The 25,619-nt window shown below is 57.1% G+C and carries 8 protein-coding genes and 1 pseudogene; 1 reads left to right on the forward strand and 8 read right to left on the reverse strand.

Annotated features, from left to right (window positions below; all coding sequences use genetic code 11):
* Nucleotides 1-13 precede the first annotated feature (13 nt).
* The 5 genes from U367_RS0112420 to U367_RS0112440 form a co-directional block, all read right to left on the reverse strand.
* Nucleotides 14-688 carry a hypothetical protein gene (locus U367_RS0112420; protein WP_032864257.1) on the reverse strand — a complete coding sequence of 225 codons (675 nt, stop codon included), beginning with the start codon at nucleotides 686-688 and terminating at the stop codon, nucleotides 14-16.
* Between the two features lie 308 nt (nucleotides 689-996).
* On the reverse strand, nucleotides 997-1,386 hold the full coding sequence (locus U367_RS0112425) for a hypothetical protein (protein ID WP_236639977.1): 390 nt from the start codon (nucleotides 1,384-1,386) through the stop codon (nucleotides 997-999).
* Nucleotides 1,387-1,500: 114 nt separating this feature from the next.
* Nucleotides 1,501-2,175, reverse strand: a complete 675-nt coding sequence (locus U367_RS0112430; RefSeq protein ID WP_028617218.1) for a hypothetical protein — start codon at nucleotides 2,173-2,175, stop codon at nucleotides 1,501-1,503.
* 308 nt (nucleotides 2,176-2,483) lie between these two features.
* Nucleotides 2,484-17,420 (reverse strand): two-partner secretion domain-containing protein, encoded by a 14,937-nt coding sequence (locus U367_RS1000000132580; protein ID WP_050587872.1) that lies wholly within the window; start codon nucleotides 17,418-17,420, stop codon nucleotides 2,484-2,486.
* A 33-nt stretch (nucleotides 17,421-17,453) separates the two neighbouring features.
* Nucleotides 17,454-19,175 (reverse strand): ShlB/FhaC/HecB family hemolysin secretion/activation protein, encoded by a 1,722-nt coding sequence (locus U367_RS0112440; protein WP_028617219.1) that lies wholly within the window; start codon nucleotides 19,173-19,175, stop codon nucleotides 17,454-17,456.
* A gap of 482 nt (nucleotides 19,176-19,657) precedes the next feature.
* On the opposite strand from U367_RS0112440, the pseudogene U367_RS1000000132365 reads away from it, so the two are divergent.
* A pseudogene (locus U367_RS1000000132365) lies at nucleotides 19,658-19,880 on the forward strand (hypothetical protein); the annotation flags it as partial.
* Between the two features lie 82 nt (nucleotides 19,881-19,962).
* On the opposite strand, the gene U367_RS0112450 reads toward U367_RS1000000132365, so the two are convergent.
* The 3 genes from U367_RS0112450 to U367_RS0112460 are packed head-to-tail and all read right to left on the reverse strand — an operon-like array spanning nucleotide 19,963 to nucleotide 25,606.
* Nucleotides 19,963-21,771: an AIPR family protein gene (locus U367_RS0112450; RefSeq protein ID WP_028617220.1), complete on the reverse strand. Its 1,809-nt coding sequence runs from the start codon at nucleotides 21,769-21,771 to the stop codon at nucleotides 19,963-19,965.
* Nucleotides 21,771-22,784 (reverse strand): PD-(D/E)XK motif protein, encoded by a 1,014-nt coding sequence (locus tag U367_RS0112455; protein ID WP_028617221.1) that lies wholly within the window; start codon nucleotides 22,782-22,784, stop codon nucleotides 21,771-21,773. The genes U367_RS0112450 and U367_RS0112455 overlap by 1 nt, the downstream gene beginning before the upstream one ends.
* The gene (locus U367_RS0112460) at nucleotides 22,784-25,606 is read right to left on the reverse strand and encodes a Z1 domain-containing protein (RefSeq protein ID WP_028617222.1); all 2,823 of its coding nucleotides are present in this window, start codon (nucleotides 25,604-25,606) and stop codon (nucleotides 22,784-22,786) included. The genes U367_RS0112455 and U367_RS0112460 overlap by 1 nt, the downstream gene beginning before the upstream one ends.
* Nucleotides 25,607-25,619: the final 13 nt, after the last annotated feature.

Consider the following 25,619-nt stretch of genomic DNA (forward strand, 5'->3'; position numbering starts at 1 on the left):
CCCTTTCTCGTATTCAACCTTTCAGCGCTGGCAAAGACAGCACGTCATCGTAATTTGGCCAGTCTTCTCTGGCACGGTTGAGCACACCTTGCATCAACTCGTCCAACTCAGGCACTGGCTGCTCGGGCGGCAATTGATCAAAGGGCGCGGCCAGCAGCGGATGATCAATCTTCTGCGGATTGGCTAAACCTTCCCACTGACGCAGGCGCAGGATATAGAGAATTTCCACCGGCACACGCTCCAAGTGCCAATCCTGATTGAAGTCGTAGGAATTCTTCTGGCTCTCTTTGCCGGTTTGCCAAGTGTGGCGGTCACACGCGGCCAACAGGCAGGGCATCAGGTCGTCGGGGCTGGGAGTGCGCCACTTGGCCAACAAGGCTTCGTAGATGGGTTCGTCGTAAGCATAAGCAGGCCATTGATGCGAGACATCGCCCACCCAATCGGCAAACACACGCAGCATAAAGGCTTGGGCGCGGCGGTGTTGCTCCTCGTACTCAATCACTAATTGATGCCCACGGTTGAGAGCCGCATGGGTGAGATAGCCCTGATGGATGACGGCATCCTTCCAGCCTAACATCGCCATAGCGGCCATCATATTAGTGGCGGTTTGGATGCTGTAGTTCTGGCGCCGTCGATCATTGCCTGCCGCTTTGGCAATAATGTCGAACTGGCCCGCCCAGAAGAACAACTGCCAAATGCCTACTTGGTAATAGCGCAGCCAATGGGCCAATTCCAGAAGCCATTGCGGATTATCTTGTGCGGTTGCCAATACCTTGTGGGCTCGTGTAACGGCCATCCATTCAGAGCTACTACGCGTAACGTTGTCACTATTCGGTACAGGCATTGATGGCTTCGCAAATGCATCACCGCGCTCAACATATTCACGGATGCCGTTCAACTCGTATTCATCTGAGACGTGTGGTCCCTTGGCTATGCGCACCAGGACACTTTTGTAGGAGGGCCATTTTGGGTTTACGCCCGAGCGCTCGCACTGAATTACTTCTTGGTCCATGGTTCCACCTTAAATTCTGCTACACCTGTTTTACCGGGGGCGGGAACACCGACTTTGACTGTTACACCTTGAACCTTGGCTTTTCCTGAATCCAACGCCGCTTGCAAAGCATCACGCAAGGCAGGATCAGAGTCGGCAATTGATTTATTACCCAGCCACCCCTCCAACCGCGTCCTCGGGTCCCCATGCGGCGTACCGGCCTTACTCACGCCATTCACCGAAGACTTCGCATCCATCACTACCACGGTAATCGTATCGCCATTGATCGCCACCGCGCAGCCATCACAGCCGTGGTTGCTACCGTTCTGCAATGGCTTGAAATTGAGGCCGGTTTTTCCATTGAGGGTTTGAAGGGCCAGTTGCTCGCCCAACACCCCATCATTTACAAGCGAACCGGTCTTCCAATTGGGAATAAAAAAATGGGACAGATTTATTTTCTATTCAGCCATAGCAAATGAATAACAAATAAATCTGTCCCTTTCTCGTATTCAACCTTTCAGCGCTGGCAAAGACAGCACGTCATCGTAATTTGGCCAGTCTTCTCTGGCACGGTTGAGTACACCTTGCATCAACTCGTCCAACTCAGGCACTGGCTGCTCGGGCGGCAATTGATCAAAGGGCGCGGCCAGCAGCGGATGATCAATCTTCTGCGGATTGGCTAAACCTTCCCACTGGCGCAGGCGCAAGATATAGAGAATTTCCACGGGCACGCGCTCCAAGTGCCAATCCTGATTGAAGTCGTAGGAATTCTTCTGGCTCTCTTTGCCGGTTTGCCAAGTGTGGCGGTCACACGCGGCCAACAGGCAGGGCATCAGGTCGTCGGGGCTGGGAGTGCGCCACTTGGCCAACAAGGCTTCGTAGATGGGTTCGTCGTAAGCATAAGCAGGCCATTGATGCGAGACATCGCCCACCCAATCGGCAAACACACGCAGCATAAAGGCTTGGGCGCGGCGATGCTCCTCTTCATACTCGATGACCAGTTGATGACCACGGTTGAGCGCCGCATGGGTCAAATAGCCTTGGTGGATGACAGCTTCCTTCCAGCCCAGAATCGCCATGGCTGCCATCATGTTGGCAGCGGTTTGGATGCTGTAGTTTTGTTGGCGTCTGTCATTACCTACGGCTTTAGCCAAAACGTCAAACTGCTCCGCCCAAAAAAACAACTGCCAAATGCCTACTTGGTAGTAACGCATCCAGTGTGTCAATTCGGAAAGCCATCGCGGGTTTCCCGTTGCAGTGGCAAGTACTTTGTGAGCCCTTGTCACCGACATCCATTCTGCACGAGCATCTGTTGCATTGTTTCTGTTTGGAACCATCATTGAAAGCTTCGGCGAAGCATCCTCGCGAGTAACGTACTCGCGAATACCGGCTATCTCATATTCATCCGAGACATGTGGCCCCTTGGCTATGCGCCCCAGCACACTTTTGTAAGAAGGCCATTTCGGGTTTACGCCCGAGCGCTCGCACTGAATTATTTCTTGGACCATGGTTCCACCTTAAATTCTGCTACACCTGTTTTTCCGGGGGCAGGAACACCGACTTTGACGGTCACGCCTTGGACTTTGACGTTTTCAGAACGCAGCGCTGCTCGCAAAGCATCACGTAATGCTGGGTCCGAATCGGCAATTGAGCTATTACCCAACCACCCTCTCAACCTCGTCGCCGGATCTCCGTGCGGTGTACCGGCCTTACTCACGCCATTCACCGAAGACTTCGCATCCATCACTACCACGGTAATCGTATCGCCATTGATCGCCACCGCGCAGCCATCACAGCCGTGGTTGCTACCGTTCTGCAATGGCTTGAAATTGAGGCCGGTTTTTCCATTGAGGGTTTGAAGGGCCAGTTGCTCGCCCAACACCCCATCATTTACAAGCGAACCGGTCTTCCAATTGGGAAGGTGCGACAGCGGGATACTTTCAAATGTCTGCCCAAACAGATCTTCAACCGGGCTGAGCTTCGGTGGGCTGATTGCATCAGGGATAACCTGCACTGGTCCTTTTGCAACCTTCAACTCCACCTTAACGACCTTAGCAGCGACCTTTTCGACGAGCAAGGCCCCGCCTTTTAGCGCTCCCCCCACTCCCGTCGCAAGCGCCGCCACTTCGCTTATCAGCTTCCCGGTTTCACGCCCTGCGTTAAACGATCCACTCGCCCCGGCTCTCTCATACTCCGCTTCTAGATTGTCAATGCGTTGGATATAGGACTGCTTCATGGCGTCCGAGACGTTACCCAGCACATCCCCGCTTTGAACCACGGATTTCAATGCCCGAAACGTCTCCATCGGGCTGCTGGCGGCTTCCAAGATGCCCTTGACCGTATCAAGTAGCCCTTCCGGCACCCCAACCACTGCCCCACCCGCAAAGCTGGCGTCCTGCCCAGCATCGATCAATTCCCACTTCGTATTGATCCTGAGCCGATCCAATGAGTCACTGCTTTCTGCCAGCTCTTTCTCTCTCTGAGCCTTTTGATGATCGCCCAGGTAGTTATACTGCGTAGCATTTTTAGCTACCCAGCCACCCTTCTCGATCGACTTCGCATCAGCATCCTTCTGCGAAGCCGCTGCCAGCACTCCCACAATCTGTGAGCTCATGGACAACAAGGTCTTATCGCCTTTAACCAAAGAGTCCAGATGAACGACTAGAGCTTCGTTGATCCCGGCTGCCAAAGCCCCCGTTCTGAAGTCCCCACCTGTGGCCTTCGAGAGCAAGCCACCCACCATTGCATGAACCACAATTTTAGGAGGGTAGCCTTCCGTCAGTACCCCATGGGTGTAGTCGCCAATGGCATTAAAACTTGCTGCAGCCAATGTATTGAACAATGCGCCTTTGAGTGCATCACCAAAATCACCACCTTGTCCGAGCGCTTTGCTCAGCAGAGTCGACGTACCGTTCTGCAAGGCTTGGTTCGCCGCAAACTGTCCAACGCCGGTCCAGGTGTTGAGGGCTGGCGAAGAGATAACGGCCCCTGTGTTTAGATTGGTCTGCGTGCCTGTCCAACCATCGAAAAGCCCTTTCGTCAGGCCTGCCGTCACGCCCGATATCACGTAGCCCTTCATCGCATCCGATGAGGTGACGTCCTTGAATACTGCCCCCAGATTGCCACGATTATTGACAACGCTGACGCTTGCATTAGTCGCAGCACTTGAAGCAACAGCCCCCACCGCCGCCCCCGTGACACCACCACCCGCCGCAGCCGCAGCCATGGGCCCAACGACCGCAGCCATCACGATCGCGATAATGATCTGCGACGCCGGACCAAGTCCGGAGTTGCTGTATTTGAAGCTGTCGTGGATTTCCTTAACTTGGTGCCAATCCACATCGCCACGCTTTTCTGCTTCCTTTATCCACGCCAATTGCGGGTCAGCTTTGACCATTGCATCAATGGACTGACTAACGGTTTGCTGATTGACCTGCGTTACATCAATTTTCAAACCATCCACCGCTTTGATCGCAATAGCGCCTGCGGCAGCCATTTGCGTTTGACGCACGGTTTCGTCGGTATTGCCTTTGCCTTTGGATGACATCCAAAAAGCATTGTTATTGGACTTCTCGTGGCTTTCCTGATGAAGATCTTTAACACCCTCAAACGTCACGCTACCGCCACTGGCAATGGTCAGATCATTGCCACTTTCCAACTTGGCTGCCTGGTACTTCTGATCACCCTGGCTCTGAATCGTAAGGTCGCCACCGGTTTTTATTTCACTGCCGATGTTGGTGACTTTAGTCACTTCGTCACGCTGGGTTTTCTTGGTGCCCCAACTCCCCTTCTTCTTCATGTCATACAGCGAATAATCGCTGTCTTCTGCCGACAGCAGCGCCAATTTACCGCCAGCAACCAGGTATGCCTCGTCCCCCGCAGTGATCCGACTGGCAATCATCGCCAGATCCTTACCCGCACTCAGCGATACATCCCCACCCGCACTCAGCGCGGTCGAAACCTGACTGACATGATCTTCCTGACGTTTCTCCTTTTTGCTTTTGCGGGAGGAATGTTCCTCATCTGCAGCCGAAGCCAGAATCAAATCACCACCGGCACTCATGTTGATGTCGCGCTTGGCATCGATCTGACTGGCGATCGCTGCGATGTCTCGTCCCGCCTTGACATTCACATCGCGCCCGGCATCCACATCGGAACCGTGTTGTGTGGCGCTGCTGGTTTGCAAGCGCTTGCCCATATCCATCGCATTGCGTTCTTCGGCGGCGACCAAGCTGGCATCGCGCCCTGCGACAATGGTCATGTCGCGACCGCTTTGCAGACCACCACCGACACTGGCAAAGTCTCGCCCGGCGCTGATGCCCAGATCATTCGCTGCCTCAACCCGCGCAGCGCTATCCACATAATCGCGATGCTGCGAATACCCTGCCCCTTTGTCATCCCAACCGGTCACGCTGCGCTCGTTGATTACATCTCCATTGATGGCGGTCAGCGTCACATCGCGCCCTTTGATGATGCCCCCGGCTTTGTTGACGATGTTGTTGCCCGCCAGCAGGTCCAGGCGGTTGCCTGCTTCGATCAGCCCGCTGTTGGTCACATCATTGGCGGCCTTGGCCGACAGGTTGTTGGTGGCGCGCAGGGTGCCAGCGTTGACCAGGTTTTCACCGGCGATCAGGTTCAGGTCGTTACCGGCGATCAAGGCTCCGGTGGGGGCAAGACGGTTATTGGCTTGGGCCAGGTACAGCACCGGCACCAGGACTTTTTCACCGTTCACTTCGTGCTCTTCCAGCCACACGATGTCATGCGTCAGGGCCGCGACCTGTTGCGAGGTGAGACTGACGCCCATCGACAGATTCAGTTGCTGCTTGCTGCTGATGGCGTTGTCCATCAAGTACTTGAACAGTTTTTCGTCGGTGGTCTGGCCGTCGATAAAGCGTTGACCGGTGCGCGCTTGCACGGCCTGCTGAACCAAACGTTGTTCGTACAGGCCATCGCCCAGGCGCTTCCAGCTTTCGTCCGGGTTGTAGCCCAGGCCTTGCAGCAGGTAGTCCGAGCTCATGAATTGCTTGAGGTCGGTAAGTACCGGGTTGGTTTCGATCAGGTATTTGTGCGGCTGCGAGACGGCACGACTGTCCGGCAGGCCCTGGACGCGGCTGATGGTTTGGCCGGCCAATGCCGTGGGCGGGCTGACGGCCGGTGGTTGTACGTGACCGCCAGCGAGTACGTCCTGGGCAGCCGGGGTAAGGCCTGGCAGTTGGGTCTGCGGCGCAGCGATCGCCGCAACGTCGGTACTGCGCGCATTGGTCGACAAGCCCGGCACACTCAGATCAGGGAGAGCCCCGTCTGGCGACGTATGCACAACCCTATCGCCTGGCGTGACGGCAGGCAGGTCGATGCCCGGCCGCGAACCATCGACCGCAGGCTGGGAAGCACCCGCGGGATTGCGCGCGTCAATGCCGTCAACGCGGGTGATGTCGGCACCGTTGGTGCGTCCCGGTAGCCGGGTTTGCACATCGGCGCTGCCTACACCGCCGGTATCGATGGCACTAGCCACTGCATTAAGCAAACCCGCTTCACGGGCAGCCACGGCGACCTGACGCGTGCTGGTGGTGATTTGCGCTGCGCCACCAACTTCAATCACGCGTGCGTGGGTGTCAGGCAACGCTTGTTGACGCTGGGTCGGATCAAGGCTGGCGCTGCTGAGCGTCCAATCCTGATTGCCCACGCCCGCCTGCCCCGTGGTGCCGCTTTGGCCACTTAAACGAAACAACCCGTTCTGCCCGCTGGGCAAACCGAAGCCCGGCAGGGTCAGGGGGTTGACCTGCTGTTGGGCAAGGTCAGGGGGCAACTGTGCATTGAGCACCACCACCTGGGTTTTATTGGCGCCTACGCCGGTGTCCAGCGAACGCCCACCCACCGCCAGCGCGGTCTTGATCACGTTGATGTTGTTGATGCTTTTACTGGCGGTGAGCGCAGCGTTGCCACCGGCCTGAATAATCGCCGGGGCCACCACTTGGGTGCCGCCTTGTACGGCGATGGGTTGGTTGATGCCGGGAAACAGCGACGGACTGAACCGCGCCATCAAGGCCGCAAACGCCGCCTCATCCACTGGCGAGCCCTGCGGGTGCGCGCGGTTATAGGCCTGCACTGCGGCGACCATCTGGTTGTACTGGCCTTTGGAGATTTTGGTAATGCCGCTGTATTCCTGGCTCTGGGAACCGGAACCACCGGTAGCTGCCTGGTTGAGGATGTTTTCGCCAGTAATCGATAGGTCATTGGCGGCCGACACCACGCTGTAGCGGTTGGTGAAGTTCTGCCCGGTTACCACCATGTTGCGCCCGGCGCTGAGGGTGGCCGAAGGCGAGTCGATTTCAAGCACACTCGACACGGTACGGCTCAAGGTCACCGCAGGGCGTCGGTCACTCCAACCGCCGCTGCAATGCTGGGTGCACCGAATGCCCACGCCCACGGACGTCAGTTGCTGGTTGAGCTTGAATTTCTCGCGCTCGTTGACCACGTCATTGGCCGCGATTCTGAGGTCGCCCATGCTCTCGATGCTGGCCGAAACGTTACGCACGCTCTGCGCCTGGGTTCCACCGGCTACACCCGCTACCGTGAGGTTGCCCAGGCTGTAGATGTCCGAATAGTTGTTGGTCAGGCTGCCCAGGTTGAAGGTCGAGTCCTGGCCGCTGAACAGGAATCCGCGTGCGCCGACGCCGCTTGCAGCGTGATCGTTGAGCAGGCTTTGGGCCGTCAGCACCAGGTTCTGTGAAGCCCCCAACGTGCCGGTATTCACAATGCTGCCAGCGTTGATGCGCAAGTCGCCGCTGGAGGTCAAACGCCCACGGTTAAGCAGTTGGCCCCCGGTGGTCAGTTGCGACGCGCCACCGCCTGCCACGCTGGCGGTTTCATTCACGGTTATCTGCGCAGCGCTCAGGCCCAGGTTGCCCAGGCTGCTATAGCGCCCGTTACCGCCGTAGCTGCCGGCCAGCGTCAGATTGGCCGTGCCGTCACTGGCGATCAGGCCATCGTTGTTCCAGTTGCCGCCGTTGCCCGTCAGGCTGTCGGAGGCGAGTAACTGGCCGCTGGCGGTCTGGTTCAGGGTATTGACGTTGACCGTCAGGCGCCCGGCCTGGATCACGCTGCTGTTGGTCCAGCTGTCTGCTGCCAGGGTCAGGCCGCCACGGGTCACCAGGTTGCCGCCGGCATTGATCAGGTTGGCGGTGGCGATATCAAAAGTGCCAGTGCCGCCGTGCAGCAGGCTACCGCCCTGGTTCAGGAAGCCGCCGGCATTCAGGGTCAGGTCAGCGTTGGAGGTTTCCAGTCGACCATTACGGTTATCGAATGCACCGCCGAGCTGGAAGTTGGTTTTGCCGCTGCGGCCCAGCGCGCGCAGTTGCCCGCCTTGGTTGTCGACGCTGCCGCCCGTCACGCTCAGGGTATTGTCGCTTTCAATCACGCCGCTGCGGTTGATCAGCGCGCCACTGGCGCTCAGCTCAACAGCACGACCTGCAATCTGCCCGGCGCTGTTGTCCAGTTGCACACCACTGACTCGCATCAAGCCGGTGGCATACACCCCGCCATTGGCATTGGCGAAGTAGTTGGCGTTGACCACTGCATCGCCGGTCTGCGCAGCGATGAAGCCGCTCTGGTTGTCAAGGCGGTTGGCATTCAGGTCAAGGCGATGGGCCTGGAGCGTGCCGCCTTGGTTATTGAGGTCGTCGCTGATGTTCAGGCCCAGGCCGGTCTGGCCCTGCACCTTGCCTTTGGCGTTGTTCAATCCCACCGCGGTCAACTGCACATCGGCGTCCTGGCTGTAGATCAGACCGTCGCTGTTGTTCTGCACGATACCGGTGCTGGTGATCGCTACGCGGTCTTTACCAGCGAGGGTGCCGCTGCCACTGTTGTTCAGGCCACCGCTGAACAGCGTCAACAGACTTTGGCTGATGATTTTGCCCTTGGCGTCGTTGTTGACCTGCATCGCCCGTTGCAGCAGCAATGGGCCGGAACTGGCAATGCTGCCGCCGCTGTTGTTGAGGGTGCCGAGCAGGTTGAGGGTCAGGCGGCCGTTGGTGGCCAATGTGCCGCCGTTGTTGTTCAGGTCGGTGCCGGTGACGGTCATCGCTTGTTGGGCGTTGATCGTGCTTTGGTTGGTCAGCGTTGCCGCCTGCAGATCCAGCGTGGTGCCACTTTCTATCAAACCGCCATCGACGTTGGTCAACGCACCGGCCACGGTGAGCGTTTGCCCGTCGCCACTGGACAGTACGCCTTTGCCACTGTTATCCAGGCTGGCGGCACTGACGCCCAAACGGCCTTGGCTAACCAGCGCGCCTTCGTTGTTGTTCTGCAACGCGCCGCTCAGGCGCACATCAATTGCACCGCTACGGCTGGAGAGCGTGCCGTTGTCACGGTTGTCGAGATTGTCACCCCTGACGTTCAGACCTTGCCAGCCGGACAGCAGGCCTCTTGCGGAGTTGTTCATCGTGGACGCGTTGACGGTCAGCACTTGGCTGCTGATCAGCTTGCCGGCGCTGTTGTCCAGGTTGCGCGCCGTCAGGGCGAAGCTTTGCTGGCTGGAGATTTCGCCGCCCTGGTTATTCAGGTCACGCAGGTTTTTCAGGGTCAGCGGGCCGTTAGTCAGCAGCAGGCCGTTGCGGTTGTCCAAGTCGCTGTTATTGAGGTCCAGGGTCATCCCCTGCTCGCCCACAACGCGACCGCCCGCCAGCGCCAAAGCGTTGAGGTTTGCGGTCAACACGCCTTTGGCCGAGACTTCGCCGCCGTTGCCCGTGTGGAGGCTGGCAGCGTTGAGGTTCAGGGACTGCTTGGCACTGATCAAGCCTTGGTCCTGGTTGTTCAGCAGGCCATCGCTGGTCAGTTGCAAGTCGCTGCGGCTATTGAGCGTGCCGCCACGGTTGTCGACGGAGCCTGCGTGAGCATCGAGGCTGGCGGCGCCGATCAGGCCTTTCAAGTTAGCCAGGGCTTGATTGACGCGCAGGGTCAGGGCCTGGTTACTCAGCAGCTTGCCGTTGCTGTTATCCAGACTTTGCGCGGCCAAGGTGAAGGCTTGGGCGCTGGAGATTTCACCGTCCTGATTATTGACACTGTTGAGGTTGTTGAGCGCCAGTGGGCCAATAGCGTTGATCAATCCGCCTCTGTTGTTCAGATGGCCGTTGTTCAAGTCCAGACTCAAACCCGCGTTGCTGAACAGCTTGCCGCCCTGCTGATCCAAACCCGTGACGCTGGCGGTCAGTGCCTTGGCGCTGCCGATGCTGCCGCCATTGTTCAACTGTGCGGTGGTCAGGGCCAGGGTGTCGCCGCTGTTGAGACGGCCGGTTTGGTTGTTCAGCTCCCCCGTGGTGATGGCGACAGGGCCTTTGCCGCTGATGACGCCTTGCCTGTTGCCAAGATTGGCGCTTTGCAGTGTCAGGCCGCCGTCGGTGAGCAATTTACCTTCGCTGTTGTTAAGGCTGTCGGTGACGGCGACGCTCAAACCATTGGCGCTGGACAGGCTGCCCTTGCTGTTGTTCAGGCTGTGGGCTTTGACGGCCAATGCATCTTCGCTGCCAAGTACGCCCTGGCTGTTATCGAAGTCGCCTGCGAGGTCCAGCTTCAGCGACTCTTGGCTGAGCAGCTTGCCGCCGTTGTTATCCAGCGATGTGCCGGTCAGGATCAGGCGTTGGCCGTTGAGTTCGCCAAGGGTGCGGTTGATGAGTTGATCAACGGCGAGGTTCAACGTACCGCCTGCGAACACCATGCCCTTGTCGCTGTTGTTGAGTTGTTGGCCGATGACGCTGACGTCGGCGTTGCTGGTCAGTTCACCGGTGCGGTTGTCGACAGTCGCCACGTCGAGTTTCAGCGCTTTTGTGGCGCCTACCAGACCGTTGCGGTTATCGAGATTTGCGCCGCTCAGGTTGAGGGCGTCGGTGCTGATCAGTTTGCCGTTCTGGTTGTCGAGTTTGCTGGCGTTGATCGTCGCAAGCGCCTTGCCCGCGATCTCACCATTGCGGTTGTCCAGCGCTGCGCTGGTCAGCAACAAGGCACCGTCGGCGATCACGCTGCCGCGTTGGTTATCGAACCATTCGCTGGCGCTGAGGGTGACATCGCCACGCCCACTGAGCAGGCCTTCGGTGTTGTCCAGGCGAGTGCTGCGGGCGTCGAGGCTGGCGGCGTTGATATGGCCTTTGAGGTTGGCCAGCAGTTGGTCGACGCGCAGGGTCAGTGCCTGGTTGCTGATCAGTTTGCCGTTGCTGTTATCGAGGTTTTTTGCGACCAGGGTGAAGGCGTTTTGGCTGGAGATTTCGCCGTGCTGGTTGTTGATAGTGGCGAGGTTGTCGAGTGTCAGCAGGGGTGCGTTGATCACCCCTGCGTTGACCAGTTCACCGTTGTGCAGGTCAAGGTTGAGTTGCGTGGTGCTGACCAGTTCGGCGCCGCCCCATTGCGTCAGGCCGGTGAGGCTGGCATTCATGGCGCCGACGCTGCCGATATGCCCGCTATTGTTGAGCTGGGTGGCGCTGAGGTCGAGCTTGTCGGCGCTGATCACGCGGCCGTCGATGCCGTTGGTGAACAGTCCGGTGTTGACCGTGGCCAGACCTTGGCTTTTGAGCAGGCCGTTAGTGTTCTCAAGGCTGGTACTGGTCACTGTGAGGTTTTGGCCGCTTTCGACGGTGCCACCTTGGTTGATTAGCGCCGCTGCGCTCGCAAGGGTCAGCGGTCCTGCGCTGGAAATCTTGCCGCGGGTGTTGTCGATGCGCTGGCCTGCCAGCGCCATCGAGCCTTCGCTGGTGAGCTTGCCGCCGGTGTTGTCCAGGCCTGCCTTCAGTTGAAGTGCCAAAGCACGCTGAGCGCCAACAGTGCCATCGGTGTTATCTACAGCAGTGCCGGTAAGCCGGGCGTCCTGGGCAAAGATCAAACCTTTGGCCTGATTGATCACCTCGGCCATCGCCAATTCCAGCCCAGTACCGGCCAACAACTTGCCGCCACTGTTATTTAGACGCGTGCCGCTGAACTCGATGTTCTGCTGGCTGGAGATTTCCCCGCTGCGGTTGTCGGTGCTGCCGACCTTGAGTTTCAGCACTTTTGTCGCGGCGAGCAGGCCGCCGTTTTGGTTATCCAACGTGTCAGCGTTGAGGCTCAGATTGCCCTGGGCGACCCACTGACCGCCCTGCTGATTGAGCACACCAACCGTGGCGTCCAGATCATCCTGGCTGGCGATGCGCCCCTTGGCGTTTTCGACGGTATCGAGGGTCAGGCGTACCGGGCCCATCGCGCTGGTCAGGCCGTTCTGGTTGTTCAAAGACTGGCCGGCAAGTGCCAGCGCCTGCTTGCTGTTAAGCACGCCTTCGCGGTTGTCGAGTTGGCTGACGCGCAGGTTCAGGCCCTGATTGGCGCGCACCGCGCCGCCACGGTTGTCCAAGCTATTGCTGCGTAGCGTCAGCAGGTTCTGTCCGGACAGGCGACCGGCGCGGTTATCCACACTCCCCGCCTGGATGTCCATCACGCCTTTGGCGAGCACAGCGCCTTTGGCTTGGTTATCAAGCAGGCCGTCGACCTTCAGCGTCAGGCTGCCATCGGTCGCCAGGCTGCCGGACTGGCTGTTATCCAAGCTGGCCGCGGTCACGTTCAAACGCTGGCCGGCGCCCAAGGTGCCGCCTTGGTTGGACAGCGCGCCGGTGGTGGTCAGGTCGAGGCTGATGTCGCCCATCACATGACCGTCGTTGCGGTTGTTCAGGGTCATCGCGTTGACCACTGTGGCGCCGCTGCTGGAAACTTCGCCGTCGTCGTTAAGCAGGTCGGCCCCCAACGTTAACGCGAGGTCTTTGGAACTGCTGAATACGCCGCTGGTGTTATCCAGCCGTTCTGCTTGAGCAGTCAGGCCTGCCGCAGCAATGACGCCCTTGAGGTTGATCAGCGCTTGGTCGACTTTGAGGGTCAGCGCCTGATCGCTGAGCACATGGCCGTCGCTGTTATCCAGACTTTGCGCGGCCAGGACGAAGCTACGCTCGCTGGAAATCTCGCCGTGCTGGTTGGCGACGGAGGCGAGGTTTTTCAACAGCAATTGCCCCGGCGCGTGGATCAGGCCACCGGCGTTATTGAGCGCGCCGAGGTTCATGTCCAGGCTTAAATCGCTGGTGCTGTAGAGCTGACCACCGTTGCGCTGATCCAGGCCGGTGAGGCTGGCGGTCAGTGCCTTGTTACTGGCGATATGGCCGTCAAAACGGTTATCCACCTGCCCTGCCGTCAGCTCCAGGAGATCGGCACTGGTCAGGCGCCCGCCGCTTTGGTTATTCAATGCACCGGTCGTGATGCGCACAGCGCCGTCGCCGATTATTTTGCCGCCGCTGTTGTCGATACTGGCGCTGCTCACGGTCAACGCCATCGCGCTAAGCAGTTCGCCGTTGCGGTTGCTCAGAACGCCGTTGGCGGTCAGATTCAACGCCGCGCCGCTGCTGAGGCGGCCGCCATCGTTGTTCAGTGTGCCTGTTTGCAGGGTCAGACGCTTGTCACTGCGCACGGTGCCTTGCTGGTTGTTCAGTTGGTCGAGTTCCAGACTCAGTGCGCCGTTCGCCAGAAGGCGACCTTTGAGGCTGTTGTCGAACTGCCTGCCGTTAAACGACAGGTCGGAGAGGCTGGACACTTCGCCGCCTTGGTTGTTCAGGCGATCAACTTTCATCACCAGCGACTGGCGTGCATTGAGCAAGCCACCCTCGCGGTTATCCAGTTGCGTGCCGCTTACCTGCATCGGCCCGGCTGCCGTTACGCTGCCGCCACGGTTATCGAATTGACCCATCGCCAGGTCCGCCTGCTGACCGCTGACAAAACGGCCGCCACGGTTGATCGCGATACCACGGGTGGTGACGTCAAGTAACCGGTCCCCTTGCAACAGCCCCTGGCTGTTATCCAGGCTCATACTGCTCAAGGTGGTGGTAGCACCGATGATTTCACCCTGGCGATTGTCCAGGGCCGTGTCGACGGACAGCGTCAGATCATCGCGGACTTTGAGCTTGCCTTCGGCGTTAACCAGGCTGTTTGCGTGCAGGTCCAACCCCGTGGCGGCGACCAAGCCTTTGGTGTTGTCCAGCGCGTTGGCAACGCGCACCACAAGCCCCTGCTCGCTGAGCAACTTACCGCCCCGGTTGTCGAGGCTGCCGGCGGTAAACACCAGGGCCTGGGCACTGGAAATTTCCCCGCCCTGGTTATCGACACTGCTTAAATTGCTCAGTAGCAGTGCACCCGGCGCATGAATCAAACCGCCTTGGTTATTCAGGTGACCGTGGTTCAGGTCCAGGTCGACACCCGCCTGGCTGTGGATATTGCCTTTGGCGCTGTTGTCCAGGCTTGCCGTGCTCACCCGCAATGGGCCGGTTGCGCTGAACAGTCCGGCCTGGTTCAGCAAGTGCGCGCTGATCAACGCGGTAAGGCGACCGTCGCTGGTCAGCTTCCCGCCACTGTTGTCCAAGCGCGTCGCGGTGATGTCCATCGCCTGCCCGGCGAACAGCGTGCCCTGGCGATTGTCGATCAGGCCCACGCTGTTGAGCGAGAGTATCGCGTCGCCTTGCAGCAGGCCCTCGCGGTTATCCAGCGACGTACTGTTGACCGATGCCGTGCGCGCCAACAGCTTGCCACTGCGGTTATCCAATGCTCCGTCGATCTGCGCGATCAAGCCATCGCCGGCGCTGAGCGTGCCACCTTGGTTAGCCAGGCCGGCGGCGCGCACATCCAGGGTTTTAGCCGAGATCAAGCCTTGCGTGTTATCGAGTGCGTGGGCGATGCGCACGGTCAAACCCTGCTCGCTGAGGAGCTTGGCGTGGTGGTTATTCAGGGTGTCCGCGGCCAGGGTGAACGCCTGGGTGCTGGAAATTTCGCCGCCCTGGTTATCGACGCTGGCGAGGTTGCTCAGCAGTAATTGGCCAGGGGCGCTGATCGTGCCACCCTGGTTATTCAAATGACCGTTATTAAGATTGAGGCGCACATCCCCCTGGCCGAAGAATCGACCATCGTTGTGCTGATCCAGACCACTGACGCCAGCATTCAGCATTTGGCCCGCGCTGATGCGGCCGCCCTCACTGTTATCCACTTGGCCGGCGTTCAAGTTGAATGCGCCATCACCGCGCAAGGTGCCACGCTGGTTATTCAACGGGCCACTCGATTGCACAGTGAGGTTATGGGCGACAAGCGTGCCTTGTTGGTTATCAAGGCGACCCAGGTTGAGGCGTGCATCACCTTTGGCGGCAAACAGACCTGTCTGGTTGAGCAATTGCCCGGTGATCGCCGCGACCAACGCGCCGTCGCTGGTGAGCGTGCCTGCGCTGTTGTCCAGGCGGGATGCATTGAGGGTAGCGGTTGCACCTGCCGCCAATGTCCCGCGCTGGTTGGACACCACACCGCTGTTGAGCACCAGGGCGCGATCACCTTGCAGGCGGCCGCGGTCGTTGTTCAATTCACCCGTGGTGGACGCGAGGTCGGTGGCCAGAAGCTCGCCGCTGCGATTGTCCAGCAGGCCTGCGGTATTCGCCGTCAGACGATTACGTGCGCTGAGCTTGCCGCCCTGGTTGTTCAGGTTGGCGGCGTTGATGTCGAGGTTTGACGCCGAAACCAGGCCCAAAGCATTGTTCATCGCGCCGGTGATACGCAGGGTCAGATCGTGGTCGCTGAGCACTTTACCCGCGCCGTTATCGAGGCGGTTGGCGGCCAAGAGGAATGACCGCGTGCTGGAGATTTCCCCTTGGCGGTTATCGACCGTATTGAGGTTATCAAGGGTCAATTGACCGCTGGCGTTGATCTGGCCGTTGCGGTTGTCCCAGTGCCCTTGGTTGAGGTTCAGCGTCAGTGAGTCTTGGCTGGTGAGCGAGCCTTTTTGGCTGTTGTCGAGGGCGCCACTATTGATCTGTACTGCCTGACGCGCAGCAATTCGGCCGCCCTGGTTATTGATCAAACCTGATGCGTTGAGGCTCAACGACTGCCCGGCCGACACCAGGCCTGCCACGTTATGCAACGCTACCAATTGCAGCGTGACCTGTGCCTGGCTCGACAGCTCGCCGCTGCGGTTGATCAATTGCCCGATACCCGCCGTCAGGTTGCCGGTGCTGGTGACCAATCCGCGTTGGCTGTTAAGCAGTTGATCCGCGTTGATTCTGAGGTTGCCTGCGCTGAGAATGCGGCCTTGGTTTTGGTTATCGAGTTGGGTGGCGGTCAGTTGGGCTGCCCGTTGGGCACTCAGGGTGCCGCCCTGATTGGCCAGCTCGCCCGTGTTGATGGTCAAGTCACGGCTGGCGATCACCGTCTTGCCAGTGTTGTCGATGCTGTGAGCTTTTAAGCGCACATCGCCTTGGCCATTGCGGGTGCTATCTGCATTGACGCCCGCTTCGATAATCCCGTTATTGGTCAACCGCCCAGCGGCGTCCAGCGTGATGCTGTCCTTGGCTGCCAGGGTTTGCTGATTGGTCAGTGCGCCTTGGGTACTCACCGACAAGTCGGTCCCGGCATACACTGCGCCTTTGGCCTCTACACTGGCCGCTTTGACCGCCACTGCCGTACCGGCTGAGGTTTGTCCCATGACCACGTTACCCGCAGCGTCAATCTGGATATCGCCACCGGCAACCATGTCCCCGGACAGCTTTACGCCGACGCCTGCTTCGGTCCCAACCAGCTTCACCGCCCCCACGTACATACCGCCCAACGCCGACGAGTCAATCGCCAGGTCCGGCGCCTTGCTGCCGTCCGCTGCACGCGCCGTGGCGTTCAACGTGCGCGCATCCACATCGTTGCGCCCCGCCACGATGGTGAGTTTTTTCGCCTGGATCTGTGCATTGATGGTGGTGGCACGGGTGATGATTTCGAACTGGTCGACGTTGCTGGCGTTGAGGCCGGTGCCTTCAATGGACACGTTGCCCTTGTCCACCTGATAGCGGCTGATCTGGCCGTTTTCGATGACCGCCTTGCCCGTGGTGAGTGTGGCTTGTGGAGTGTTGATAAAACCGCAGCCGTTGCAGCTGATGCCGTAAGGGTTGGCCACGATCACATGGGCCGACTGCCCCGCCACTTCGGTGTAGCCACGCAGTTGGCTGGGGCTGCCGCCATTCACCTCATTGAGAATGACGCTGGCGGCGCTGCCATGGAAATTTGGGTTGCCGACGATAATTCCGCCGAGCTGGGTGGCCTGGGTGCGGTCGGTGGCATTGTTGAGGATGACCCCGTTGGCACCGACGTTGTAGTCGTGGAATTGGTTATGCGACAGCCCATTCGCGTTCGGCGCGGCAATATTCACGATCGGCACACCGTTGCCCGCTTGTCCGAGCGTGGTAGCCGGCCCACTCACCGCAATCCCGTCCGCCTGAGCCAGCAGCGGCTGCCAGAACATGGCGTTGGCCAGTACCAATGCCAACCCGCGCTTGGGCAAGCCCAGGAAGGTGGACCGGTTTTTTACGGCTGCAGAAGGCTGGCGCGCAAGGTAGGCGAACTGGCGAACATCCATGTCATGTCTCGATGCCCAAAGGGCGGTAAAAATTTAAAGGAAGAAATCCATGCGGAAATAGATCGGCGCTTCACGTTCCGTGATCGGGTCCGGTCGTTCCAAAGAGTGTGCAAAGGTCACCGTGGCCGCGACGTTCTTGCCGCGTGCAAACAGTTCCAGGGAATTGCTGCTCATGCGCCCATGCTGCTCGGCGTTGTAGCGACCATGGCGGATCACGCCCTGGTCGTAGCCGAGGCTGGTGCCGTATTCGGCCAGCACGGGTTGCAGCCAGGCCCAAGTCACCGGGCGGCTCCAGCGCAGGTCGTTGCGCCAATAGCCGCCGCTGTCGCCGGAGAGCATCTGATCCTTATAACCACGAATCGATGACTGCCCGCCCAGGCTTATGCGCTGGGGGCTGAACAGCACGTCCTCACTGCGCTGGCCGGTCATCAGGCTGCTGAAGCTCAACGACTCGCCCCACAGCTTGAACGGGTACAGGTAGCTCACGGTTGCGGTGTATTTGCGGTAGCGCGCATCAGCCTGACCCGGCCGTGGGTTGTGATTAGCCTGGGCGTCGAAGGCGCCAATGCCGTCCTGCATGCCCAGGTCGATGTTAAGGAATGACTCGCCAATGCGCCGACCGTGGTTGATGCCGAACTGCGCTTCGCTGAGACGGTTGCTGCTCAGGGCCAGCTTGCTGTCTTCGATGAAATTATTGGTACGCAGGTAAGCCACGCCAGTGCTGAGGGAGGTTTTGCTCAGCGCGTCACGGTGAATGACTCGCTCCAGGCGCAACTGGTGGCTCTGGCTGTCGCCCGACTGCTTGAAGTTGAAGTTGTTGGCCTGGGCCAGGGAGCGGTATTCGGACTCGCTGTAGCTGTAATTGAGGTTCCACCAGCCAAACGGCAGGTTGTAATTGAGCATCGAGTTACGCGAGGTTTTCTGGTGGTCGCTGACGGCATCATGACCGCCACGCAGGGAAAGCTGGTCGGCAAGGCCAAGCGGGTTATCCCAATCGAGACTGGCGCCCCATTGCTGCTCACCAGTGCTGCGCTGACCGCCGTTATGGCGTGACAGTCCAACGCGCCAGGGTTTTTGCGGGGTGTTTTTGACCAGTACATCGCTGCCGCCCACTTCTTTACCCGGCGCCAACTCCATCTGAGCCTGATTCGACGGCAGGCGGTTCAACTGATCGACCATCTGCTCAATTTCGCGCAGGTTAAGCAATTCACCCGGTTTACCTGGAAAGCTCATCCCGAGTTGGCGGTCGGTGATGCCGCTGCCCTGCGCGCCCTTCAACTCTTCCAGCCGGCCTTCGACTACTTGGATCTTGAGCACGCCACTGGAGAGGTCCTGTTGGAGCAAGTAGGCACGGCTGGTAACCAGCCCTTTGGCCAGGTAGCGGTCAGTGATGACCTTGAGCACCTCATTGAGTTGCGGCACCCCCAGGCACTGGCCAATGTAGGGCTGGATCAGCGCTTGGCGTTCGCGTTCAGAGAGCGCGTCGGCACCGGAAACTTCGAGGGTCTTGATGGGAAAGCAACGAGTGTCGACGGGGGCCGTTGGCGCAGTGGGCGCGACGGTTTTCCCTGGCAGGTCCTTGAGCTCTTCGAGACGACGCTGCTGCTCTTCGAGCAAACGGTCCTGACGGTCACGAATCAGATCGGTGATGCCCGGCGTGCTCTGCGGGGGGGCGGCTTGAGCCAATCCGGCTGCGCTCAGGCAAAAAAAAGCGGACAGCAGGCCGAGCCCGGTCCGGCGTAACAAACGCCACATCAATAGATCCCTCTATATGGCACAGAGCCATCAACGAGCGGCGATCATAGGGTGGCGATATAGTGGCGTCAATTAAATGTATGGATTTGTTTCAACATCGATACAGAGACGGCTGAATGCTGGCCGCGCTGTAGGTTTGATCACCCTGGAGAAATCCAAGGCAAAAAAAAGCCTGCATCTCTGCAGGCTTTTTTTATGTCGCTATCTGGCTCCACGACCTGGACTCAAGGACCCAATGATTAACAATCACGCGCTAGCTGTTAGGCGCACAGGGGCCAAGAAGAAATGTGGTGCAGAAATAGATTAGCAGCAAAGCGTGGATCGCATGAATGCTTCACGTCAGGAAATTTAGTCGGGTTGGGGTGGCTTGGCAAATCAATGAGCTGTAGGAAAAGGAGGCGCCCTCTGTCAGCTACTGAGCAACCTTCATGCCTCACCTAACTTCCTGACCAATGTACCTGCCATTAGCTTCAACGTTTCATAAGGAGTCAGGGAAGTTTACAGAGGGGGTCATTTGGTCGAAGTCTACGGAGATGCTTTTCAGGGGTGTGCCGCGCAGTTTGTACTTGGCGATGGCCATGACTGAACCAGAGGAAAAAGCTGATCGATTCAGGTTGATGAACGACCTCGGCATCAATGATACTGGACGCCACAATGGCTATGGCGAAAGTCTTTGATCAGAATCGAGGAATTCGTTGCGCTTAGAATACGGTTCAACAATGTGGGTTGGAGCTCGATGGCTGGATGCTTCAAAAAAACACACCCAGCCAAAACCCAAAGTTATGACTCAGGAAATCTCAGGAATATCGATTTCGTGCTCCGAGTACGCAAAATCTCTGACCTGCGACCAACACTCGAGCTTTTTGGCCCATTCAGAAATCATCTTCCCTCCAGAGCCGCGATGAAGCGCGTCGTTAACTTCATGAGACCAAACAGCTAATTGGCGTTGTAATTCAGGCGAGATCGCTTGGGATTGCCAAACGCGGGAAAAATCGAATTTGTCCCCGAGTTTAAGTGCGAGAACGGAGATAGTGTAAACAGTAATATTGCCTTGGAATGCCGGAAACAGAGGTCTAATAACCTTCTGTGCAGATTTAAAAAGAATAGCTTTCGCAATCATTTCCTTGAACTGACTCTGATCCGGAATTACATCAGCTCCAGAAATCTCACGTTCGCCCAACTGGTCCATGAAGGCTTGGAAGTTCTTCTGGCTGCCCAAGCCTACGATGTGAGGTTTTTGCTCCCAAGTGAATAAAAACTTCGCTAAATCTGGCTTCGTGATTTTGCGGTAGGTAGGAATAGCTGTTTGGAGCTTTTTCTTTTGAACAACCGTCGATGCTTCTTTTTCAAGCATCACCTTGTAACTGCCGGCAGACCGCTCGTAGAACCACCGCCCCACTCCGTCCGGGCAGTAAGTGCGCATAGAGAGCTTCTCGAGCTCACGGTGAAATGGCTTATTCGCAGACAAATCAGACTGTTTTACAACGTTCTGACTATTGGCATAACGGGAGATATTCGTGATCAGTTCCTCGTCACTACCGTCAGTATTTCGAAGCACAATAATTTTTGCAGGAACTCGAACCCTACTGAGATCTATATCAGGATTTTTTTTCTTGGCGAAATAGATAGAGGCTGTTGTTTGTCCTCCGTTGACGATTTGCATACCTTGAAGCCACAAAATACCCATCGAGCCATCAGCCGTACGATCCAGCATGGCTGCGTCAGCTACAACCACAATGCCATTGTTGTAAGCCATGAATCGTTCCGGGTTGGTTCGCAAGCTGTCCCGGATTCCTTTGTTGACTCCTCGGCTGCCGACCCCAAGAAATGAACGTACGTTAGCTTCAAGAATACGCGGCCCATATTTCTCGTAAAGAAAGCGTAGAGCCTCTCCTGGAATCGCCGTCAGGGCATAATCGTATTCGTCTTCACCTGCCCCTGGCACCCATACGCTTGGTAGTGCAGTACCACAAAGATCCTGAAAATTGACTACCAATTCATCCCGAGGCCGGCCTTGCTGCCAATGGTTGAACAGGCGCTGAATATCCATAACTTCCAAGCGAACCTGCTTGCCCTCGACATCCTGTGGCGCATAGTTCCTTGTTTTTACCTGACCATCGGTGATGACAAATATACGAATGCTATCCAGAGCTTTAAATATACGCTCAACCTCTGTAACAAGCGGATAAGCCTCGTTGGTTTCATCAAGCGCTTCCGAAAGTTTCCCTGTGGCACAAAATTTTAGAAAGTGCAGCCCTTGCTTCGCAGCTCTACCGATCTCAGGATCCGGAACATCTTCAATGTCCTCAAGCCCCTTGTATAAACTAACGAATAAATCCAATCGATCCGGGTTTCCCTGCTCATCGGTAGTATCCGAGACAGAATAGCCGCTGATTTTGACTTTATAATTCCCGACCTTAGCACCATAGTGGCAGACCGTAGGCTCAAAGGTTATTCCCTCGTCAGCCATATGCATCATGACATGCTCAGTAAATAAGGCCTCTGCGGGCACAGGAGCTTCCCCCGGTGCAACATCCTTCACAATTTCTTCCCGGATCGATGCCTGCGTGTCTCGCAGAAAATCTACAAGTTCCATCAAAGCACTCCAAGTTGCTTGAGCACATCCGCCAAGGGATGGTTAATAGCCGGTATCAATGCCAGATCGAGCTCGTATTGTGCTCGACGAATGGCTGTTGGAACCTTGAAAGGAATCAGGCGAGGAAAGTCTCCATCGACAAGGAAAATCTTCATCTCATTCAGCAAAAATCTACGGCTGTAGTTCGCTGCCTGCATGTCCAAATAACCCGCGTGATAGAGCGCCTGCTCGAAAAGCCTAGTCGCGGCGAGATCAAGCACCAACTGAAAACGCAGATCTTCCACGATCTCGGGAAGCGACTTTCCCGAGCCCGTCAACACAAAACGAAGGGATGCAAGGAACAAGGGCGGGCATTGGGAATCATCGAGCTGGTCGAGAGAGGCAATCCTCACCGGAAAGCCCTCCGTTGCCATGGTGGACTTGACTTCTATCGCCCCCACACCGATTTGAAAGTCGTGCAGCCCATCGAGCGGCCCTTTCCATCCTTGCAAGGCAGAGTAAAGGAGAACACCCTCATCAAGCAGGTGCTGCAACAGGCAGAGTTCGCCCACAAGCCCCAATTCCGCTTCAGGCCCCAACCCTTCTCGTCCTTTTCGCATAAACTCCTGCCATCCGCGTACTCGTCCGAGCAGTCGCTGATAGACAAGCTCCTCAGTGCAACCATTGGCGGCGGCAATCAGCCCGTATACGTCGGAGACAACGGCCGCAAAAAGCTCCAGGCTACCCTCAGGTTGGCGGACAACCGCGAGCCATTGGTGGTCACCTGAAGCCTCACCTAGGTCGACCTTTTCAATGCGAAATCCCTGCCCTTGAGGCAACTGTGTGATAGGCGCTATTTTGCAGTTAGCGAAACCGACAAGGACAGCCTCCTCATTACCTGGCGCAAGTCGTGCTGCCTTGATCCTGATTGTTGCTATCTGAAACAGATCAATCGAGCGCCAACCCGGAGCCGATGCGTTGCCGGAGAGAGCCCGCCAGATACCAAGTAATTCGGAACTACTCAATGCCGCCATTACTGTTGTTGCTCCCACATGAGGTTCGTAACGACATACGGCACCGATTTGCCCGCATTGCTGGAAGGAAAACTTATTGCGAATGCAACGACAGGCACATCAACGTCCGGGACTTTAGAATCATTTGGGTCAAGAAGGTATATGAGGAGTAATCCTCTTTCGGGGTGCGGCGCCACATGCCCACGCCCTTGGCCACGAACTCGCCTGATGTAAGGTCCACTTGGAATATCGGGCAACTCCTTTCCTCTAGAGCGGCCAGGATCGGGCTTCCAATCTGTCTGAGTCCACTCAAGCGCGGCATTCCATGTTGACTCGTCAAAGTCCAACGCCTCATCGTGAGGTGAGAGCAGGCGACCGATCGAGTATTTATTTTCATCCCCCTGAGACTTGTTTGTGCGCTTCATCCGCTTGACCGAAACTCCGGCAACATCCTCTTCTGAACCCACCACCCCACCACCAATAACGGCAACTGTCCAAGAGGTGAGCTCACCCGAGCGGCTCATTTCCTCAATGAAATTCGCAAGCAAGTCGCTTCTTACCTTTCGAGAGTCCGGATGCGTCTGATACGCCCTCAGAAAATCGACGACAGACTGTGCCGAAATACCACTCCAGTTAACTCCGCCCCACTTATCAGTACGGCCATTTCGATTCTGCGGAGGAATCGGATTCCCTTTACCCATGGCGCTTACAAAAGACTTGAATGCCACAATATTCTGTTCTAAAACAGCAGAGTTTTTGAAGAAGCTTACCGTCTCGACAATATCTCCGCTGAAAGACAAATACAGAGTTTTTGCGGTTCTCATCTTCAAAGGCGAAGTCACCATCAGCACTGGGTGAGAGACGACTTTGAGACCGTACTGACGCGGTGTCAGTCCGCTTGCCATCATGAAGTCGAATTCGGCTCTTAGCTCCTCTGCAGCGTCGGCAATGTGTTCAAACCATTCAACCAGATCGGGCGTCGTGTAGAGACGGCACAAATCCAGATATCCCGGTCGATAGCCGAACCACCGGCCCATTTGCATCAGCGTGTCGTACATTTTGGAAGCCCGAAGAAAATAGCTCACGCACAGACCTTCCAGCGTAAGGCCTCGAGCCAGCTTATCTCCGCCTATTGCAATGACCTTCAGTCCTCCGACACTGTCTACATAGTCCAGCGCATCCTTAGCTGTTCCATTGATCATGCGCACATCAATCTGTTCTAACAGATCCGGCAAAACTCCCTCGATGTCGAGCCAATTGTGAGCTTTTCTCCGGGCGTCTTCCCCCATCTGCCTCTCAATTTCATGGCTTGTCGAGCAGAAGTCTCGGTCCCATATACTACGTAGCTCGGCCAGTACGCCCTCATGGTCGATGCGCCTTCTAAGACGTTGCTTCAACTGCAAGATGTAATTGCGTACCTGCGCATGCACATGCTGCTGAACCAAGTTGAAACGTGTGACGTGCACAAGCATGGAACTGTGTTCAGCACCCTGTCCGCGCAAATGACGAATACTGCATGTAAGTACAAAAGCCTGTATTGCCTCTACCAACGAAGCTGGCATTTCATCGGAAGGTACGTAACTGCTTTTGTGCCCAAGAGGCATCCAGCCTCCCTTCCCGTCCGTAGAGCAATGATCCTCTACCAATCGAACAAGATCGAGTGCACCGACCCGCCCATTCTCCCCCGCCAACCCGAACACCCTTGAGGGTCCGACATAGCTAGAAGGCGCGGACAAATTAGTGATGAATGCAGCCGGGAATAAATCGGGGCCTTCCTTAGCTGTCTCGCCCTGCTCATGGATATAGATATTCGCAAACGGAGTGGCCGTATAACCGACGTAAGCCTTTCTAGAGAAGGAGTGCAATATCTGCCGAATTAGACTATTGATTGCCGTAGGCTCATGTTCGAGATCAGGCTGGCCATTTTCGTCTACAACCTTCTCACCTGTATCTACCGACGCGTGATCCGCCTCGTCATCAACGATCAGCAGAGGCAAATGAGTTACCAATGGACGGCCGGTATCTGGATCTGTCGTTTCAGCAACGTGCTTGTGAATCCACTTCAAAAGGCGCTGCAGAACAGTCTTGTTCTTCTTTACGACGAACAACCACGGTTTCTGTTCAGGAGAGACGCCAAGGTTTTTCACGAATCGGGTGTTGAAATCTCCCGTCTCTGTTCTGTTTGTAACGTACTGAGGGCGCAGCGAAGGAGAAGGGTCAATTTTTCCGACCCCTATCGCAACGTTCCCTTCGCCCTCGATAGGGCTTGTTTCATATCCGAGAAACCCCTCATCCAGTCGCATCTGAGTCTGAGAGCGCAGATTGTTGTGGAGCCCGGCCAACACGATGATGATCTTGTAACCCGCATCAGCCGCCTTGCAGATCAACCCCGTATAGTTTCCGGTCTTACCGGACTGCACATGGCCGACAACCATGCCGCGACGATCCCATGGACCGTCACGTCGGGGGTCTTCCAACATGGAAAGAACATTGTCGGTAGTCTCATCGATTCCCTCCACAGCACTCCATGGCAACTTCTTTTCCTGCCACTCTCTATACCGACGCCAGTACCGCCACTCCTTCTTGACATCGCTTGTTAGCCAAGGAATATGCCCAGCCATATCGACAAGAGACGAATCCTTACCCACCCAGATGCTAAAGCGTCTTATCAGCTCGTCAGTGACGGCCTCACGGTCCAATCCGTCGGCCTTGCTCGGCATGATCTTAAGAACCATGTCGATCTTTTCAGAAATTAGTGCGGGTGTAATCGCCGATTTGCCCTGATCATCCACAATCATCTCTTGGACAAACTTGACCACACTCCATTTATTGTCTTCCGACATCTGTCACAGCTCC

This window comes from Pseudomonas canadensis (assembly GCF_000503215.1).
Classification (GTDB): Bacteria; Pseudomonadota; Gammaproteobacteria; order Pseudomonadales; family Pseudomonadaceae; genus Aquipseudomonas; species Aquipseudomonas canadensis.

Excerpts from the sequence above, each read along its gene's own strand:
- U367_RS1000000132580 (WP_050587872.1), bottom strand. The coding sequence starts at position 17,420 with ATGGATGTTCGCCAGTTCGCCTACCTTGCGCGCCAGCCTTCTGCAGCC.
- U367_RS0112440 (WP_028617219.1), bottom strand. The coding sequence starts at position 19,175 with ATGTGGCGTTTGTTACGCCGGACCGGGCTCGGCCTGCTGTCCGCTTTT.
- U367_RS0112450 (WP_028617220.1), bottom strand. The coding sequence starts at position 21,771 with ATGGAACTTGTAGATTTTCTGCGAGACACGCAGGCATCGATCCGGGAA.
- U367_RS0112455 (WP_028617221.1), bottom strand. The coding sequence starts at position 22,784 with ATGGCGGCATTGAGTAGTTCCGAATTACTTGGTATCTGGCGGGCTCTC.
- U367_RS0112460 (WP_028617222.1), bottom strand. The coding sequence starts at position 25,606 with ATGTCGGAAGACAATAAATGGAGTGTGGTCAAGTTTGTCCAAGAGATG.